The sequence below is a fragment of the Apibacter adventoris genome, from assembly GCF_002964965.1.
Classification (GTDB): Bacteria; Bacteroidota; Bacteroidia; order Flavobacteriales; family Weeksellaceae; genus Apibacter; species Apibacter adventoris.
The window spans coordinates 91,730-109,209 of the sequence record NZ_PSZN01000001.1; the positions used below are offsets into that span (position 1 = coordinate 91,730).

At 31.0% G+C, this 17,480-nt stretch carries 14 protein-coding genes; 13 read left to right on the plus strand and 1 reads right to left on the minus strand.

Going from position 1 to position 17,480, the window contains the following annotated elements:
• The first annotated feature begins 3 nt into the window (after nt 1-3).
• The 8 genes from C4S76_RS00425 to rpiB all read left to right on the plus strand — a co-directional run bounded on the left by C4S76_RS00425 (nt 4) and on the right by rpiB (nt 10,208).
• Entirely contained in the window at nt 4-750 is a 747-nt protein-coding gene (locus C4S76_RS00425; protein ID WP_221404961.1) for a peptidase associated/transthyretin-like domain-containing protein, read from the plus strand.
• Nucleotides 751-766: 16 nt separating this feature from the next.
• On the plus strand, nt 767-1,837 hold the full coding sequence (gene leuB / locus C4S76_RS00430; protein ID WP_105191569.1) for a 3-isopropylmalate dehydrogenase: 1,071 nt from the start codon (nt 767-769) through the stop codon (nt 1,835-1,837).
• Nucleotides 1,838-2,459: 622 nt separating this feature from the next.
• The gene (ilvD, locus tag C4S76_RS00435; RefSeq protein ID WP_105191571.1) at nt 2,460-4,289 is read left to right on the plus strand and encodes a dihydroxy-acid dehydratase; all 1,830 of its coding nucleotides are present in this window, start codon (nt 2,460-2,462) and stop codon (nt 4,287-4,289) included.
• A gap of 21 nt (nt 4,290-4,310) precedes the next feature.
• Nucleotides 4,311-6,020, plus strand: coding sequence for a biosynthetic-type acetolactate synthase large subunit (gene ilvB, locus C4S76_RS00440; RefSeq protein WP_105191573.1), 1,710 nt, complete (start codon nt 4,311-4,313; stop codon nt 6,018-6,020).
• 59 nt (nt 6,021-6,079) lie between these two features.
• The gene (ilvN, locus tag C4S76_RS00445) at nt 6,080-6,646 is read left to right on the plus strand and encodes an acetolactate synthase small subunit (protein WP_105191575.1); all 567 of its coding nucleotides are present in this window, start codon (nt 6,080-6,082) and stop codon (nt 6,644-6,646) included.
• Nucleotides 6,647-6,658: 12 nt separating this feature from the next.
• Nucleotides 6,659-7,705 carry a ketol-acid reductoisomerase gene (gene ilvC / locus C4S76_RS00450; protein ID WP_105191577.1) on the plus strand — a complete coding sequence of 349 codons (1,047 nt, stop codon included), beginning with the start codon at nt 6,659-6,661 and terminating at the stop codon, nt 7,703-7,705.
• Nucleotides 7,706-8,256: 551 nt separating this feature from the next.
• Entirely contained in the window at nt 8,257-9,765 is a 1,509-nt protein-coding gene (gene gltX, locus C4S76_RS00455) for a glutamate--tRNA ligase (RefSeq protein WP_105191578.1), read from the plus strand.
• A gap of 11 nt (nt 9,766-9,776) precedes the next feature.
• On the plus strand, nt 9,777-10,208 hold the full coding sequence (gene rpiB / locus C4S76_RS00460; protein WP_105191579.1) for a ribose 5-phosphate isomerase B: 432 nt from the start codon (nt 9,777-9,779) through the stop codon (nt 10,206-10,208).
• A 52-nt stretch (nt 10,209-10,260) separates the two neighbouring features.
• Here rpiB and C4S76_RS00465 read toward each other — a convergent pair whose 3' ends face one another.
• The gene (locus tag C4S76_RS00465) at nt 10,261-10,665 is read right to left on the minus strand and encodes a hypothetical protein (protein ID WP_105191580.1); all 405 of its coding nucleotides are present in this window, start codon (nt 10,663-10,665) and stop codon (nt 10,261-10,263) included.
• Between the two features lie 228 nt (nt 10,666-10,893).
• Here C4S76_RS00465 and C4S76_RS00470 point away from each other — a divergent pair, with 228 nt between their 5' ends.
• From C4S76_RS00470 to ribB, 5 genes are all read left to right on the plus strand, one after another.
• A complete protein-coding gene (locus C4S76_RS00470; RefSeq protein ID WP_262494537.1) occupies nt 10,894-11,547 on the plus strand; it encodes a Bax inhibitor-1/YccA family protein in 654 nt (217 codons plus the stop codon).
• Nucleotides 11,548-11,701: 154 nt separating this feature from the next.
• Nucleotides 11,702-14,125 carry an FtsK/SpoIIIE family DNA translocase gene (locus C4S76_RS00475; protein ID WP_105191582.1) on the plus strand — a complete coding sequence of 808 codons (2,424 nt, stop codon included), beginning with the start codon at nt 11,702-11,704 and terminating at the stop codon, nt 14,123-14,125.
• A gap of 16 nt (nt 14,126-14,141) precedes the next feature.
• A complete protein-coding gene (locus C4S76_RS00480; RefSeq protein WP_105191583.1) occupies nt 14,142-14,765 on the plus strand; it encodes a LolA family protein in 624 nt (207 codons plus the stop codon).
• A 6-nt stretch (nt 14,766-14,771) separates the two neighbouring features.
• Complete coding sequence (locus tag C4S76_RS00485; protein WP_105191584.1) at nt 14,772-16,235, plus strand: LptF/LptG family permease; 1,464 nt, start codon at nt 14,772-14,774, stop codon at nt 16,233-16,235.
• The gene (gene ribB / locus C4S76_RS00490) at nt 16,232-17,362 is read left to right on the plus strand and encodes a 3,4-dihydroxy-2-butanone-4-phosphate synthase (protein WP_105191585.1); all 1,131 of its coding nucleotides are present in this window, start codon (nt 16,232-16,234) and stop codon (nt 17,360-17,362) included. The genes C4S76_RS00485 and ribB overlap by 4 nt, the downstream gene beginning before the upstream one ends.
• The last annotated feature ends 118 nt before the right edge of the window (nt 17,363-17,480 follow it).

Here is a 17,480-nt window from a genome sequence, read left to right on the forward strand (position 1 = left end):
TAAATGAAAAATAAATTATTTATAATTAGTATTTTATTTATAATATGCTTTCCATTAAAATCACAAGTAGATAATGATTCAGTCACTATACAGGGTTATGTTAATGACTATGACAATAATCCATTAGACAGTGTATCTATTTTTTGGCAAAACACAAAATTTGAGGTCATAAAAGAGACTTTAACAGATAAAAACGGATATTATAAAACTAAAATAAAGAAAGGACGTTATTATTCCATGGGAGCAATTAATATGAGTGAATATCCTAACGCAGGTTCTATACTTCCGGAAAAAGATCAACGTTTAGAATTTTGGGCATGGAATTTTATTGCCGATAAAGACACTATCTTCAATATGAAATATCATCGTATGGAAGTATACGGTATTAATGTATTCCATGTCCAAGGAGGGGGGCAAGGATATACTATATTTTGTCGACCTATGAGCTTAACAAAAGCATTTACTTATCAAAAAAATAAAACTCCACATATGAATCTTTCTCCCCCTCCCAATAAAATAGATATAAAAATTACCATAAATGACGAAGAAGTACCTCTTCAATATAAACAAGAAGTTATAGAATATTTTGATAGACAAGAAACAAGCGGAGCTTATTTAATATCCGTAGGACTACCTACCAAAAAAAATCCCCTGCTCTATGATATCTTTCGCATACAAATAACTGATTTGGAAAATGGTGATAAAGGAGAAGGTGTTTACTTTCTTGAGAAAAAAGAATATATAAATTAAATTAATATTAAAAAAAATGAAATTAAATATTGCTGTATTACCCGGTGATGGAATAGGTCCAGAAATTGTAGCTCAAGCTTTAGAAGTAACAAAAACTATATGTACTAAATTTAATCATGAGCTTACATATAAAGAAGCTTTAGTGGGAGCTACTGCTATAGATAAAACCGGATCACCATACCCTAAAGAAACTCATGAACTATGTATGAAATCAAATGCAGTTTTATTCGGAGCAATCGGAGATCCCAAATACGATAATAATCCTTCAGCCAAAGTTCGACCTGAACAAGGTTTATTAAAAATGAGAAAAGAACTAGGCCTTTATGCTAATCTTCGTCCAATTAATACTTTTAAATCTTTAATTCACAAATCTCCGTTACGAGCTGAATTAGTTGATGGAGCAGACTTTATGTGTATTCGCGAATTAACAGGAGGGTTATATTTTGGCCGCCCTCAAGGAAGAAGCGAGGATGGTGATACAGCTTATGACACCTGCGTATACACTCGTGAAGAAGTGGAAAGAATATTACGTTTAGCCTATAAACTAGCGGGGCAAAGAAATAAAAAATTAACTGTAGTTGATAAGGCTAATGTTCTTTGTACTTCACGATTATGGAGACAAACTGCACAAGAAATTGAAAAAGAATTTCCTAATATTCAAACTGAATATATGTTTGTAGATAACGCTGCTATGCAGATCATTCAATGGCCTAAAAGATTTGACGTCTTAGTTACTGAAAATCTATTTGGAGATATACTTACTGATGAAGCCTCTGTAATTACCGGATCTTTAGGTATGCTTCCTTCTGCTTCTATTGGGATACACACATCAGTATTCGAACCTATTCATGGTTCTTATCCACAAGCTGCGGGTAAAAATATTGCGAATCCATTAGCTACAATCTTATCTGCTGCACTTATGTTTGAATATGCATTCAATCTTAAAGATGAAGGAGCTTTAATTAGAAAAGCAGTAAATGCTTCTATGGAACAAAAAATCGTAACAGAAGATATTGCTTTTGAAGAAAAAGCTTATTCCACTTCAGAAGTAGGAAATTGGATCGTTGATTATATCAAAAATGCTTAATGTTGATTTATTAGTATCTATATTAATAAAAAAAGACTTCTTACATATGATATAGAAGTCTTTTTTTTTAACGCATCTATTATTAATATATTAAATAAAAAATAATATAAATATTTTAAGCAATTTATTTATTAATAAATACCATATTAGTTGAATCAAAAATAATAAAAAAGCTAACAATTTTATTCATTTGACCATTTGTTTTTCATTACCAATTCAACATTATTTTAGCAAATAACTCCCTTTTTATTTACATATGAACAAATATTTAACTTATTTATTCAGAATTCCAAAAAAACAAACTAATCAATACAATATAAATAATAAATATTTTTTTATGTTTTTATCATTAAAACATCTTTTAAAACCATAAATATTTAATTTATTTACTGAAAAATATTTGGATATAACAAAAAACTATTTTAATTTTGAATTGTGATTTAAAAAAATACTTATGCTATTACACAACTACATTGTCACTCTCATTCTGGTCATTGGTTCCTAAACAGAAAAAGGAATGTAGTGTGTTTTCTATTGTAGTTTAAAAATATATTCATAAATCCCTTTTTCTGATTCTAGAAAAAGGGTTTTTTATTCACAAAAGCAAACAGTAAAAATAAAAATGAAAAACCAACTAAGAAGCCATAGTAGTACACAAGGCAGAAGAATGGCAGGAGCAAGAGCTTTATGGAGAGCTAATGGAATGAAAGAAGAACAAATGGGAAAACCTTTAATTGCCATAGTTAACTCTTTTACACAATTTGTTCCAGGACATGTACATTTACATGAAATAGGACAATACGTTAAATCCGAAATAGAAAAACATGGATGTTTTGCTGCTGAATTCAATACGATAGCCATTGATGATGGAATAGCCATGGGACATGATGGAATGTTATATTCCCTACCATCCCGAGATCTTATCGCTGACAGTGTAGAATATATGGTAAATGCACATAAAGCAGATGCTATGATATGCATCAGCAATTGTGATAAAATAACCCCCGGTATGTTAATGGCAACCATGCGCTTAAACATTCCCACAATCTTTGTATCCGGAGGTCCCATGGAAGCTGGAGAATATAATAACCAGCATCTTGATTTAATTGATGCCATGATTAAATCTGCAGACGATACAGTCTCTGATAAGGAAGTAAACGCTATTGAAAGAATGGCTTGTCCCACCTGTGGCTCTTGTTCTGGCATGTTTACTGCTAACTCCATGAACTGCCTAAACGAAGCTATAGGACTTGCCTTACCGGGTAACGGAACTATTGTAGCCACGCATTCGCATAGAAAAAAACTATTCAAAGATGCAGCAAAACTTATAATAGAAAATGCTTATAAATATTACAGAGATGGGGATGATTCTGTGTTACCCTTAAACATAGCCACTAAACAAGCCTTTTTAAATTCTATGACATTAGATATAGCCATGGGCGGATCAACGAATACAATACTTCACCTTTTAGCAATAGCTAATGAAGCAGGAGTTGATTTTACTATGGATGATATTGATGCTTTATCCAGAAAAACACCTTGTCTATGCAAAGTTGCTCCTAATACAGCCAAATATCACATACAAGATGTAAATAGAGCCGGAGGTATATTAGGTATTTTAGGGGAGTTAGCTAAAGGAAATCTTATTGATACCCAAGTATCTAGAATAGAAGGAATTACCCTAGAACAAGCCATAGAAAAATATACAATTAATAAAGAAAATCCAGAAAACAGAGCTGTAGATTTATATAAATCTGCTCCGGGTAATAAATTTAATTTAATAATGGGATCACAAAACAATACATACCCAACATTAGATACAGATCGTACAAAAGGCTGCATAAGAGATATAGAACATGCATATACCAAAGATGGAGGATTAGCAATTTTAAAAGGAAATATAGCACTAAACGGCTGCGTAGTTAAAACCGCAGGTGTTGATGAAAGTATATTTAAATTTACCGGAACTGCTAAAGTTTTTCATTCTCAGGATGATGCTTGTGTCGGTATATTAGAAGGAAAAGTACAAGCCGGAGATGTAGTAATTATTACCTATGAGGGTCCTAAAGGCGGACCTGGAATGCAAGAAATGCTTTATCCTACCTCATACATAAAATCTAGACACCTGGGAAAAGAATGTGCTTTGATAACAGATGGTAGATTTTCCGGAGGAACTTCCGGATTATCTATTGGTCACGTTTCACCGGAGGCTGCTGCCGGTGGAGCTATAGGATTGGTAGAAGATGGTGATATAATAGAAATAGACATTCCCAATCGTTCCATTAATGTAAAAATATCAGAAAAAGAACTGGAATTCCGCAGACAACAAGAATTATCCAAAGGCGAAAAAGCATTTAAACCCAATAGAGAACGAAAAATATCCAAAGCTTTAAAAGCTTATGCCAGTATGGTAAGCTCTGCAGACTTAGGTGCGGTAAGGTTAATAAAATAAAAAAAGAATAAAAAGAACGTTATGAGTAACAATAAAATTTCTGGAAGCGAGGCTCTCATTCATTCACTAATTGCCGAAGGAGTAGATACGATTTTCGGATATCCGGGCGGAGCAATTATGCCAGTATTTGATGCCTTATACGATTATAAAGATAAAATAAATCACTACTTAGTCAGACATGAACAAGCTGCTGCTCATGCAGCACAAGGTTATGCTCGTGTAACCGGAAAACCGGGTGTAGTTCTTGTAACTTCCGGTCCGGGAGCAACCAATACAGTCACAGGTATTGCCGATGCTATGATGGACAGTACCCCATTAGTAGTTCTTACTGGACAAGTATTTTCCGGATTATTAGGTAGTGATGCCTTTCAGGAAGCAGACGTAGTGGGTATCACTAAACCTATTAGCAAATGGGCATATCAGGTAAGAAAAGCCGAGGATATTCCTAAAATTATAGCAAGAGCTTTTTACATAGCCAATAAAGGCCGTAAAGGACCTGTAGTTATAGATATAACCAAAGATGCACAACAAGGCTTATTAGAATTTTCTTATCAGAAAATGAATTTTATAAGAAGTTATCAACCTAATCCTGACCTAAATAAAGAGGACATACAAAAGGCTGCAAAACTTATTAATGAATCTAAAAGGCCATTGGCATTAATAGGTCAAGGGGTTATACTAGGTAATGCAGAAGAAGAATTAAAAATTTTGTTAGAAAAAGCAGATATACCCGGAGCTTCTACAATGCTAGGATTATCTGCCTTACCTTCAGAACATCCATTAAATGTAGGCCTCTTAGGAATGCATGGAAATGTAGCTCCAAATATGAAAACTAATGAGTGTGATTTATTAATAGCCATAGGAATGCGTTTTGACGATCGGGTAACCGGGGACTTAAACACCTATGCCAAACAAGCTAAAATTATTCATTTTGATATAGACCCATCTGAAATAGATAAGAATGTCAAAACTACAGTAAAGGTATTAGGAGATGCTAAAAAAACTTTATGCGAGGTATCTAAACTAGTTAGTGAAAATAAGCATACAGAGTGGAGGAATAGTTTTAAAAATTACCAGAAAGAAGAATTTGAAGCTGTTATCAAAGATGAAGTATATCCTGATTCGGGAGGAATAAAAATGGGTGAAGTAGTACAAAAAGTTTCTGAAGCAACACATAATGATGGAATTCTTGTAACTGATGTAGGGCAGCATCAAATGATGGGTGTACGTTACTTTAAATACAAAAAAACCCGAAGTGTCATAACTTCCGGTGGGTTAGGCACTATGGGGTTTGGATTACCAGCAGCTATAGGAGCTAAAATTGGTAACCCTGAAAGAACTGTATGTTTATTCTCGGGAGATGGAGGATTTCAGATGACATTACAAGAACTAGGCACCATTATGCAATACAATATAAACGTAAAAATAATTATTTTAAATAATCATTTTTTAGGTATGGTTCGTCAATGGCAGGAATTATTTTTCGATGAAAGATACTCAGAAACTATTATGACCAATCCTGATTTTGCAGCGATTGCTAAAGCCTACAAAATAAACTCTCGTACAATTAAAAAGCGAGAAGAATTAGATGAGGCTATAAAAGAAATGATTACTCACAAAGGACCTTATTTATTAGATGTACAGGTTGAATTACAAGGAATGGTTTACCCTATGGTTCCTGCCGGAACCTGTGTTACTAATATATTATTAGGGGAATCTAAAAAAGTATAATTTCATTAATTAATAAAACCAATTTTTAGAAATAAATCTTGGGAAACAACAAAATATTCATGGAAAAAACAACCAATAAAACCGTATATACGGTAACTATTTTCTCTGAAAATACCGTAGGACTTTTAGGGCAAATAACAAGTGTTTTTACTCGAAGGTTTCTAAACATTGAAACTTTATCCGTATCACCATCAGCAATAGAAGGAATTCACAAATTTACCATAACTGTTAAGTGTAATAAAGAAACCATTGAAAAAGTAGTAAAGCAAATTGATAAAAGTGTAGATGTATTAAAATCCTATTACAATACAGATGATGAGCTGATATATCAGGAAATTGCCTTATACAAACTTTCAACACCTGAATTTTTAAAAATAGGTTCCGTTGAAAATTTAATTAGAAAATACAATGCTCAAATCCTTGAAATAAATGAAGTATGTGTAGTCATTCAAAAAACCGGACACTATTCTGATACGCAAGCTCTTTTTATAGAATTAAGTAAAACCATCCAAGTATTACAATTTATTCGTTCCGGTAGAATTGCAATAAACACTTCAAAAATTGAACGATTGAGTGATATGCTGTCAGAACTTAAAGCAAAAGAATCAAAAATTAAAAATAATTAAATAAAAAATATCATGGCAAAAATGAATTTTGGAGGAGTAACAGAAAATGTTGTTACTCGTGAAGAATATCCTTTAGAAAAAGCAAGAGAAATATTAAAAAACGAAACAATTGCCGTAATCGGATATGGAGTACAAGGTCCGGGACAGGCATTAAACTTACGTGATAACGGATTTAATGTAATTGTAGGACAAAGAAAAGCTAGTAAAACCTGGGATAAAGCTGTTGCTGACGGTTGGGTACCCGGAGAAACCTTATTTGAAATTGAAGAAGCAGCGGCCAAAGGTACTATTATTCAATACCTTTTATCTGATGCTGCGCAAATTCAAGTTTGGCCCAAGTTAAAACCGCATTTAACTGCAGGAAAAGCTCTATATTTTTCCCATGGTTTCGGAATTACTTTTAATGATAGAACCGGAATAGTTCCTCCTTCTGATGTAGATGTGATTCTAGTAGCCCCTAAAGGTTCCGGAACCAGCCTGAGACGTATGTTTTTAGAAGGAAGGGGAATTAACTCAAGCTATGCTATTTACCAAGATGCTACCGGAAAAGCTAAAGAAAGAACAATTGCTTTAGGAATAGGGGTTGGATCTGGATATTTATTTGAAACAGACTTTAAACGCGAAGTATATTCTGATCTTACTGGAGAAAGAGGTACTTTAATGGGAGCTATTCAGGGAATTTTATTAGCTCAGTATGAGGTATTACGCGAAAACGGTCATACCCCTTCCGAAGCGTTCAATGAAACTGTAGAAGAACTTACTCAATCTTTAATGCCTTTATTTGCAGAAAAAGGAATGGACTGGATGTATGCCAACTGCTCTACTACTGCACAAAGAGGAGCCCTTGATTGGATGGGGCCTTTTCATGACGCTACCAAACCCGTATTTGCAAAATTATATGCTGAAGTTGCTTCTGGAAATGAAGCACAACGATCCATTGACACCAACTCCAAACCGGATTACCGTGAAAAACTAAACGAAGAATTAAAAGCTCTTCGTGAAAGTGAAATGTGGAGAACCGGAACAGTAGTTAGAGAGCTAAGACCTGAAAACAATTAATAATTTTCTAAAATGATAAAAAATAGAGGTAATAATTAGTAATTACCCTCTATTTTTTATCTATTTATTATTGATTCATATATATATTCATCATTCCATAATTAGGCATTACATGTCACATATCATCTATTTCAAACTTTTTCTATATTTAAATACATTTCCATAGGAAAAATCTTCACTCTTTAAATCACTTTATTTAATTTTAGGGAAATTTTCTTCTCATGATTTTTAAATAAAAAAAAGTGTGAAAATTAGTAGGCAAATAACCTGCATCTGAATGCCTTATCCTAAATTGTAAGATTTCCATAGTATCCCTAAATTACATTTACAACCATTACCCCACACAGAGCTTTATTTAGATAAAATAGCGGTTCCATTTCTTTTGAGTTTTTAAATCTGTTTTTTTTAAGTATTTTTTTCACTATATGAAATGATAATTTAAAAGAATATAATGTAAAATAAATTTTCCATTATTTTTTCTTGACAAATCGTATAATATTTTCCGAAAAAGTTCTTTTTCTTTGTTATTTTTGCATAGAAAAACATTACAAATGTCAGAAATCAGAGTACGTTTTGCTCCTAGTCCTACCGGATATTTACATATAGGCGGTGTAAGAACCGCATTATATAATTATCTTTTTGCAAAAAAAAATAATGGAAAATTTATTTTAAGAATAGAAGATACAGACCAAAACCGTTTTGTAAAAGGTGCTGAAGAATATATTAATGAAGCCCTGAAATGGTGTGGATTAGAACCAGATGAAAGTCCTGAAAAAGGTGGACCTTTTGCTCCTTATAAACAATCGCAAAGAAAAGATATTTACAAACAATATATTGCAGATTTACTTAAAACAGACTATGCTTATATAGCTTTTGATACTCCTGAAGAGTTAGAAAAATTACGCACTGATTATGAAGCTCAAGGAAAAGTATTTTCTTATAATTTTGAAATACGAAATAATTTAAATAATAGTTTAAATTTAAGTAATGAAATAGTACAGCAAAAAATAAATTCTGGGGTTCCTTATGTAATCCGTTTCAAAATACCTCCACACCGCACTCTAGTTCTATCAGATATTATCCGGGGTAATTTTTCAATTGATACTTCCACATTAGATGATAAAGTATTAGTAAAAACGGATGGAATGCCTACCTATCATTTGGCTAATATTGTAGATGACCATACTATGGAAATTACTCATGTCATACGCGGAGAAGAATGGTTACCCTCACTTGCCCTTCACGTCTTATTATATGAAGCCTTTGGTTGGAATGCCCCTAAATTTGCTCATCTCCCATTAATATTAAAACCCGAAGGAAAAGGAAAATTAAGTAAACGGGACGGAGATAAATCCGGATTCCCTGTATTTCCCCTTGCCTGGATAAATGAAAATGATGGAACTTCTTCTATCGGATATCGAGAAGAAGGGTATTTACCTGAAGCCTTTATAAACATGTTAGCTCTACTAGGATGGTCTCCGACTAATGATAAAGAAATTTTATCTATGAAAGAACTAGTCCAGGAATTTGATTTAGAAAAAGTCCATAAATCAGGAGCCCGATTTAATCCGGAAAAGGCAAAATGGTTCAATCATGAATATATAGTACAATCCAATGCTTCTATGCTTCTTCCTCATTTCCAAAAAATATTAAAGGAAAAAGGTATAGAGCCTTATAATACAAAAGATCTTCGTATTATAGAATTATTAAAAGAAAGAGTAAATTTTATACAGGAAATATGGAAAATCGGTTCTTTTTTCTGGATTGCACCCTCTTCTTACGAAGAAAAAAATTATAAAAAAGTTATAAAAGGTGAAACTGCTACTATACTTTCTCAATTATACACAGGCTTACAATCCGTTTCGTTCTCTGAAAGAGAACTGCATAATTATATACATGATTATGTAGAAAAATCAGGTTTGGGCTTTGGTAAAGTTATGCAACCTTTACGCCTAGCGTTAGTAGGAGAACTTAAAGGTCCTGATATCCCAATAATAATGGAAATATTAGGAAAAAAAGAAAGTTTACAACGTATAAAAAATCTTGAATTAAAAATCTAAACCCAAATAATATGAAAATAGCATTAGCCGCAGACCATGCAGGATTTGAATATAAAAATTATATTTTTAAATACCTCTCAGAAAAAGGACATCAAATACATGATTTCGGAACTTATTCTTCTGAAAGTTGTGATTATCCTGATTATATACACCCATTATCTATAGCTGTAGAAAATAAAGAATTTGATTTTGGAATTATTTTTTGTGGCAGTGGTGAAGGGGTTTCTATAACTGCTAATAAACACGCAGGTATTCGTTGTGCACTATGCTGGCAAACAGATATTGCCCGTTTAACTCGCCAACATAATAACTCTAACATAGTAGCCATTCCTGCTCGTTTTATTGCCAAAGAACTGGCTCAAGAAATTATTGATACTTTTCTTTCCACTGAATTTGATGGAGGAAGACACCAAACAAGAATAAATAAAATATCTAAATGGTAAGATTATAAAAGAGCTCTTAATTTTATTAAGAGCTCTTTTATAAAAACAAAATTTATTTTTTTACATATTCTTCCGGACTTAACCTTATTTCTGCAAATTTTCCCTCATTTGTATTGTAAATATATACCAAAGTCATTTTATTTTCAGAAAATAATTTTATATCTGGTGAATTTGCTGCTTTTAATGCTTCTATAACCCGAGGTTTAGCATTTTTTACAAATTCTTCTGCAGAGATATTGGGCTTATCACTTAATTTATAATAAAACTTAAATTCTTTATTCGAAACAGCTTCAGCTTTTTCCAAAGAAATCCCTGGACTTATGGTCATAGGTAAATGAGCATTGGTTTGCTCTGCTATCTTAACAAATTTTTCATCTGTTTTTTTTTGATTACAGTTAATCATAGAGCCTGCTAAAAGAATACTACTTAGCCCTAATATTAAAATTTTTTTAATCATAATGTCTTTTTTTAGTAATTTATACAAATATATATACAAAAATTTATTATTGTATGTTTTCCTGATATTATAAAAAGAAGAATAATACAAAAAAATTAAGGTACAAATTTTGCCTTTACTAAAATCATTTAATAGCTTTGAAAAAATTAAAATTATAAAAAATGGAATATCAAGAATAAGAAAACATAATAAGGACAAGAAACGAGGGTTAAAGAGCAGGCTACTTTTATATCAAAAGTATATATGTGGATGAGTTTAGCTTTATTAGTTACCGGTTTTACTGCCTATTTTACTTCTGCATCTACAGGAATTCTTAAACTTATGTTTGCTGAAACTGGTCCTACATTTTTGTTTTATGCACTTATTATCGGTGAGTTATTATTGGTAATTTCATTAAGTGCTGCTATTCAGAAAATGACCGCTGGTTTAGCTACTGCCGTATTTCTATTTTACTCTTTTATAAACGGAATGACCCTCTCAATGATTTTCTTTGCTTATACTACGAGTTCATTAGCAACTACTTTTTTTATTACTGCTGGAACTTTCGCTATTATGAGTGCTTATGGATATTTTACTAAAACCGATCTTACAAAACTAGGCAAAGTTTTGTTCATGGCTTTAATCGGTATTATTCTGTCCATAGTAGTGAATTTATTTTTAAAAAATGCTATGTTAGATTTAATCGTTTCTATAGTTGGAGTATTGGTTTTTGTAGGTTTAATTGCTTATGACACTCAAAAAATTAAAGCAATCGGGACAGAAGTAGGAAATTCAGATCAGGACAACTTTATTAAAGCTTCTATTTTAGGAGCATTGTCTTTATATCTTGATTTTATTAACTTATTTTTATTTTTACTAAGATTTTTAGGTAATAGAAGATAATATCAGAAGTATTAATTATAGTAAATAAAAGGTTAAATAACATCTGTTATTTAACCTTTTATTTATACAATACTTTTTATCTACAAAAAGTATTTACAATTTCAATTACCCAAAGAAATTGTATTTTTGTATAGAATAAAATTATCAGTATAGGATGAAAAATAATTCTAATGATGAAGAAATAAAGCGAAAAAAATCTCTTATAAAAACAATCTTAGGGTTGCTGCTATTGGTTTCTTCTATTATATTACTTATTTCTTTTATCTCTTTTTATTTTTCATGGAAAGATGATCAAAGTCAACTCACCTCTTTTTTTAATAAAAACATAACGGCTGAAAATTTAGTTGGAAAAATAGGTGCTAACTTAGGAGAAATCTTTATTTTTAATGGAATTGGAATTATTGCTTTTTTTATCCCATTCTTTCTTTTCATTCTTTCAATTAAAATTTTATTCGGAAAAGAAATTCTTAAAATCTGGAAACTTTTATCTCATGGAATTTTTTTTATAATATGGATTCCTATTTTTCTAGCTATGATTTTTGGAACCCAATGGCTGCTTTCCGGTTTAATAGGGTTTGAAGTATACGATTATTTAAAGACTTTACTAGGGACTGTAGGAACGGCTATATTATTATTTTTGACCTTAGCTATTTATTTTATCTTAGAGTTTAATTTGAGTGTAGATGCTGTATCAACAAAATTTAATACTCTAAAACAAAAAAAAGAAATATCTGTATCTGAGAAAGAGGAGGAAAAAGAACCTTTTGAAGAAGAAATAATCTACGAAAAAATTGAAGATCCTAAAACAATAAAATCTGAAACTCAAATATCTAAATCCGTAAAAGATTCTCTCCCAAAAAATATAGAAGAAATACCTATAATTTCTAGCTTAGAGCCTAAAGTTATGGAAAGTAAACCTGTAGAGGCAATACAATCTCCTACAGAATTTGAGATCGATATACCTGCTGATGAAGAAATAATAGATGAAGTTAGTTTGACTATTGAAGAAACTCCAACAGAAAATATAAATGAGGAGGAAAATATCAGTGAAAAAATAGTAACAGAATTTGGACCTTATGACCCTAAATTAGAATTAGCTAGATATAAATACCCTACACTAGACCTATTGAAAGCATATAATTCCATAGAACCTATAACAATAAATAATGAGGAGTTAGAAGAAAATAAAAATAAAATTGTTACAACCCTAGCAAATTATGGAATTGGAATCTCTAGCATAAAAGCAACTATAGGACCTACAGTCACTTTATACGAAATTGTTCCGGAAGCAGGAGTTAGAATTTCTAAAATAAAAAATCTGGAAGATGATATAGCTTTAAGTTTAGCTGCCCTAGGTATCCGAATAATTGCGCCTATTCCTGGAAAAGGAACTATTGGTATTGAAGTTCCCAACAGTAACCCTACGATGGTTTCTATGAGAACGGTTATTGCCTCTCAAAAGTTTCAGAAAACAGAAATGGAGCTTCCTATTGTATTTGGTAAAACTATTTCAAATGAAACTTTTGTCACTGACCTGGCTAAGATGCCTCACTTATTAATGGCAGGGGCAACTGGACAAGGAAAATCAGTTGGATTAAACGCTATAGTTACTTCTTTACTTTATAAAAAACATCCTAGTGAATTAAAATTTGTTTTTGTAGACCCAAAAAAAGTTGAACTTACTTTATATAACAAAATCGAACGTCATTTTCTTGCTAAACTTCCGGATTCTGAAGAAGCTATCATAACAGATACTACCAAGGTAATAAATACACTCAATTCCCTTTGTGTAGAAATGGATAATCGTTACAAATTGTTACAATCAGCTTATGTAAGAACAATTAAAGAATACAATCAAAAATTTAAAGAACGAAAACTCAATCCTGAAAAAGGTCATCGTTTTCTCCCATATATTGTTTTAGTTATAGATGAGTTTGCAGATTTAATTATGACGGCAGGAAAAGAAGTGGAACTTCCGATTGCACGTTTAGCACAATTAGCACGAGCTATTGGAATTCATTTAATTATTGCAACTCAAAGACCTTCTGTAAATGTTATTACAGGTATGATCAAAGCTAATTTCCCTGCAAGAGTTGCTTTTAGAGTTACCTCTAAAATAGATTCCCGAACTATTTTGGACGGTAATGGAGCAGATCAATTGATAGGTAAAGGAGATATGTTATTTACAACCGGAAATGAACTTATACGTATGCAATGTGCTTTTGTAGATACTCCGGAAGTAGACAAAATAACAGAATACATAGGAAGCCAACAAGGATATACCGATGCTTATTTATTACCTGAATTTTATGGAGAAAATACATCCGGCAATGGAGGTGAAGCCCTTGATTCTAAAAAAGATGAATTATTCAATGATGCTGCCCGGGTCATAGTTTCCGCACAACAAGGTTCCACTTCTCTGATTCAAAGAAAAATGTCTTTGGGTTACAACAGAGCCGGAAGAATTATGGATCAACTTGAAGCCGCAGGCATTGTAGGACCTTTTGAAGGTAGTAAAGCAAGAAAAGTTTTAATAACAGATTTAAATACTTTGGAACAGTTATTGGAAAATTTATAAAAGTAAAAAATAAATTATGAAAAAATTATTTGTATTTATATTTATAAGCTTCTCATTAATAGCATGGTCACAAAAAATAGATGCTAATGCTAAAAAATTATTGGATAATGTTAGTGAAAGATTAAGTAAAAATTCCACATTTTACATAAAATTTAATTATTTATATGTTGTTCCTAAACAAAAAAGCATCACAGAAACAGGACAAGTTTATGCAGCAGGTGTTAAATATCATTTAATATTACCTACTACTACTCAAATATTCGATGGCAATAAAATATATACCATTTCTAAAGAGGATAAGGAAATTACTTCTTCTAATAAAGAAGATGGAGAAAGTCTATCTCCTACAAATATTTTAAATCTTTACAAAAAAAATTTCGACATTTCTTTAGAAGGAACTTCTACAATTAATAATAAAAAATGTTCTATTATTAAGTTAGTTCCTACTAACAATAAGCAATCAAAATCTATTATCCTAGCAATCTCTAATAATAATTTAATAAAAGTTACTGAAAATTATAAAGACGGAAGTTCCCTTATATTAACTATTATAGATTTTAAAGAAAACTTAATTGTTAATAAATCTTTACTTACCTTTGATAAAAATAATTACAAAGATTACACACTCACAGAGTTATAAAAGATAATGATAAAGAAACTTGATTGGTATATTATACGCACTTTTTTTGGTCCTTTCCTTTTTATCTTTAGTGTTTTAATGTTCATTTTTGTCATTCAATTTGCCTTTACTCAAATGGATAAATTTTTGGGAAAAGGTTTAAATATATGGGACATTACTAAATTATTATATTATTTAGGATTAGATGTTATACGTTTAGTACTTCCTTTAACTATACTCCTCTCATCTATTATGGCATTTGGAGGTTTTGGAGAAAGATACGAATTAGCAGCTATGAAATCTGCAGGAATATCTTTACCTAGAATCATGTTTCCTCTTTTCGGTTTTGTTGTCATAATGTCAATTGGGTTATTTTATTTTTGCAATACTACCCTTCCGGATAATCAAAGGCGAGCAAGAAATATGTTAATAAATATTGCTCAGACACGGCCTGCTCTAAATTTTGAAGAAGGAAGATTTATTAAGGAAATGAATCCTTATAGCATTAAAATTGGAAAAAAAAGAGGAAAAAATGATAGTGAATGGGAAAAAGTATTTATTCATAAAAATGCCTCTCCTATTGAAGATCAACTAACTATTATTGCAGAAAAAGGAAGTATTGTTTCTAAAGATAATTATTATTTAAAATTAGAATTATACAATGGGTACCTTTATCAAAATAATATAAATGGAAAAAATAGAGAAGAATTACAAAGACAGGGAGCTACTCAAGTAAAATTTGATACTTTAACTCAGTATTTTGATATTTCTGAATTAATTAAAAAATCTTTAGATAAAGAATCCGGAGGTGATAACTTTAGATATAAATCATTTTCGGAACTAAATAAATATATAGATTCCATTAAAAAATCTAATGTGGTTTACTATAAAGATCTATCAAGAAACAGTGTTCTAATTTTATTTGGTGATACCTACCCAATGGATTCAATTGACTATAAAAAATTTCATAAAAAATTACCTTTTGACTGGAATAAATTAAATGACGACACCAAATTCCAACTTGTTCGCTCAGCGATTAATCAGATTAAAATAGATAAAGATGATTTGGGTTCTAGGTCTTCTGAAATAAAATCAACAGGAAAATTTGTCTCAAAAATGATTATCTGGCAACATAAAAATATAGTCTCTTATTCCATTACCTGCATTGTTTTTTTTCTTATTGGGGCCCCGTTAGGGTCAATTATAAGAAAAGGCGGAGTAGGAATGCCTGTAGTAGTAGCCGTTATAATTTTCATTATTTTTTATGTTTCCGGATTATATATGGAAAACCTTGCAAAAAATCAAATTTTGAATGCTTATTGGGCTTCTTGGTTACCCAACGTTATTTTTTTACCATTAGGAATTTTTTTAACAATTAAATCCATGCGAGATTCGGAATTGTTTGATATAGACAAATATTTAGGTCCTGTAAAAAAATTTTTCAGTAAATTTAAAAAGAAAAAAAATATAGAACATAGTAGATACCAATGATTACAACAGATGTAAAAATAAATACTATACCTGAAGCTTTAGAAGATTTAAAACAAGGAAAAGTCATTATTGTAGTAGATGACGAAAATAGAGAAAATGAAGGGGATTTTATAGCAGCAGCCTCTACCATGACAGCCGAAACCATAAATTTTATTACCCAATATGGCAGAGGACTTGTATGTGTACCTCTTACTTATGAAAGAGCTGAAAAATTGGATTTGAATTTTATGGTTGAAAAAAATACTGATCCAAAAAAAACAGCCTTTACGGTTTCTGTAGATTTACTGGGGCATGGGGTAACTACCGGTATATCTGCTTCAGATCGTGCTAAAACTATACAAGCATTAGCTGATGAAAATATGTTACCTAAAGATTTTGCACGCCCTGGACATATATTTCCTTTAATTGCAAAAAAAGGAGGAGTTTTAAAACGAGACGGACATACTGAAGCAGCAGTAGATTTATTAAATTTAGCCGGCTTGCCTTCTACAGGAGTTCTTATAGAAATTATGAATGAAGACGGTAGTATGGCGCGTTTACCAGAATTAGCAAAAGTAGCAGAAAAATTTAATTTAAAGATAATTACCATTGAAGATCTCATTGCTTATCGTCTAAAAAATGATACCTTAATTGAAAAAATTGATGATTCCTTATTAGAAACTCATTATGGAAAACTTAGGTTAGTATCTTATAAAGATAAAACAAACGATCAGATACATTTTGCTTTAATAAAAGGTGTGTTTAATGAGGGTGAAACAGTACCAGTAAGAGTTCAGGCTTTGAATACTTATACTGATTTATTTAAAAACTTGGCTCTAGGAGAAGAAAACACTTTAAGTAAAACCATGCAACAAATAAATAAGGAAGGAAAAGGAGCTGCTATATTTATTAATAACCCAAATAAAGATAAAATAATTGAAAATCACTTATCTGAAATAAAAGATTATATTTCAGGAAAAAACAATAAATTATTTATTAATTCCGATCAAAGAAATTTAGGGATTGGGGCTCAAATCATTAAAAATTTAGGAATTAAAAAAATTAATATACTTTCTTCTACTCCAGGGAAAACCATTACATTAAATAGTGGTTATGGAATAGAAATCATTAAAGAAACTCTACTTTAATAAAAATAAAACCAATTTATTTAGACTCTGCTAGAAAAAGCAGAGTTTTTTTATTCCTATTTAGTAGGTAATTTTTATTTAGTTCATATAATAATAAAAACTACTATCTATTAATAAT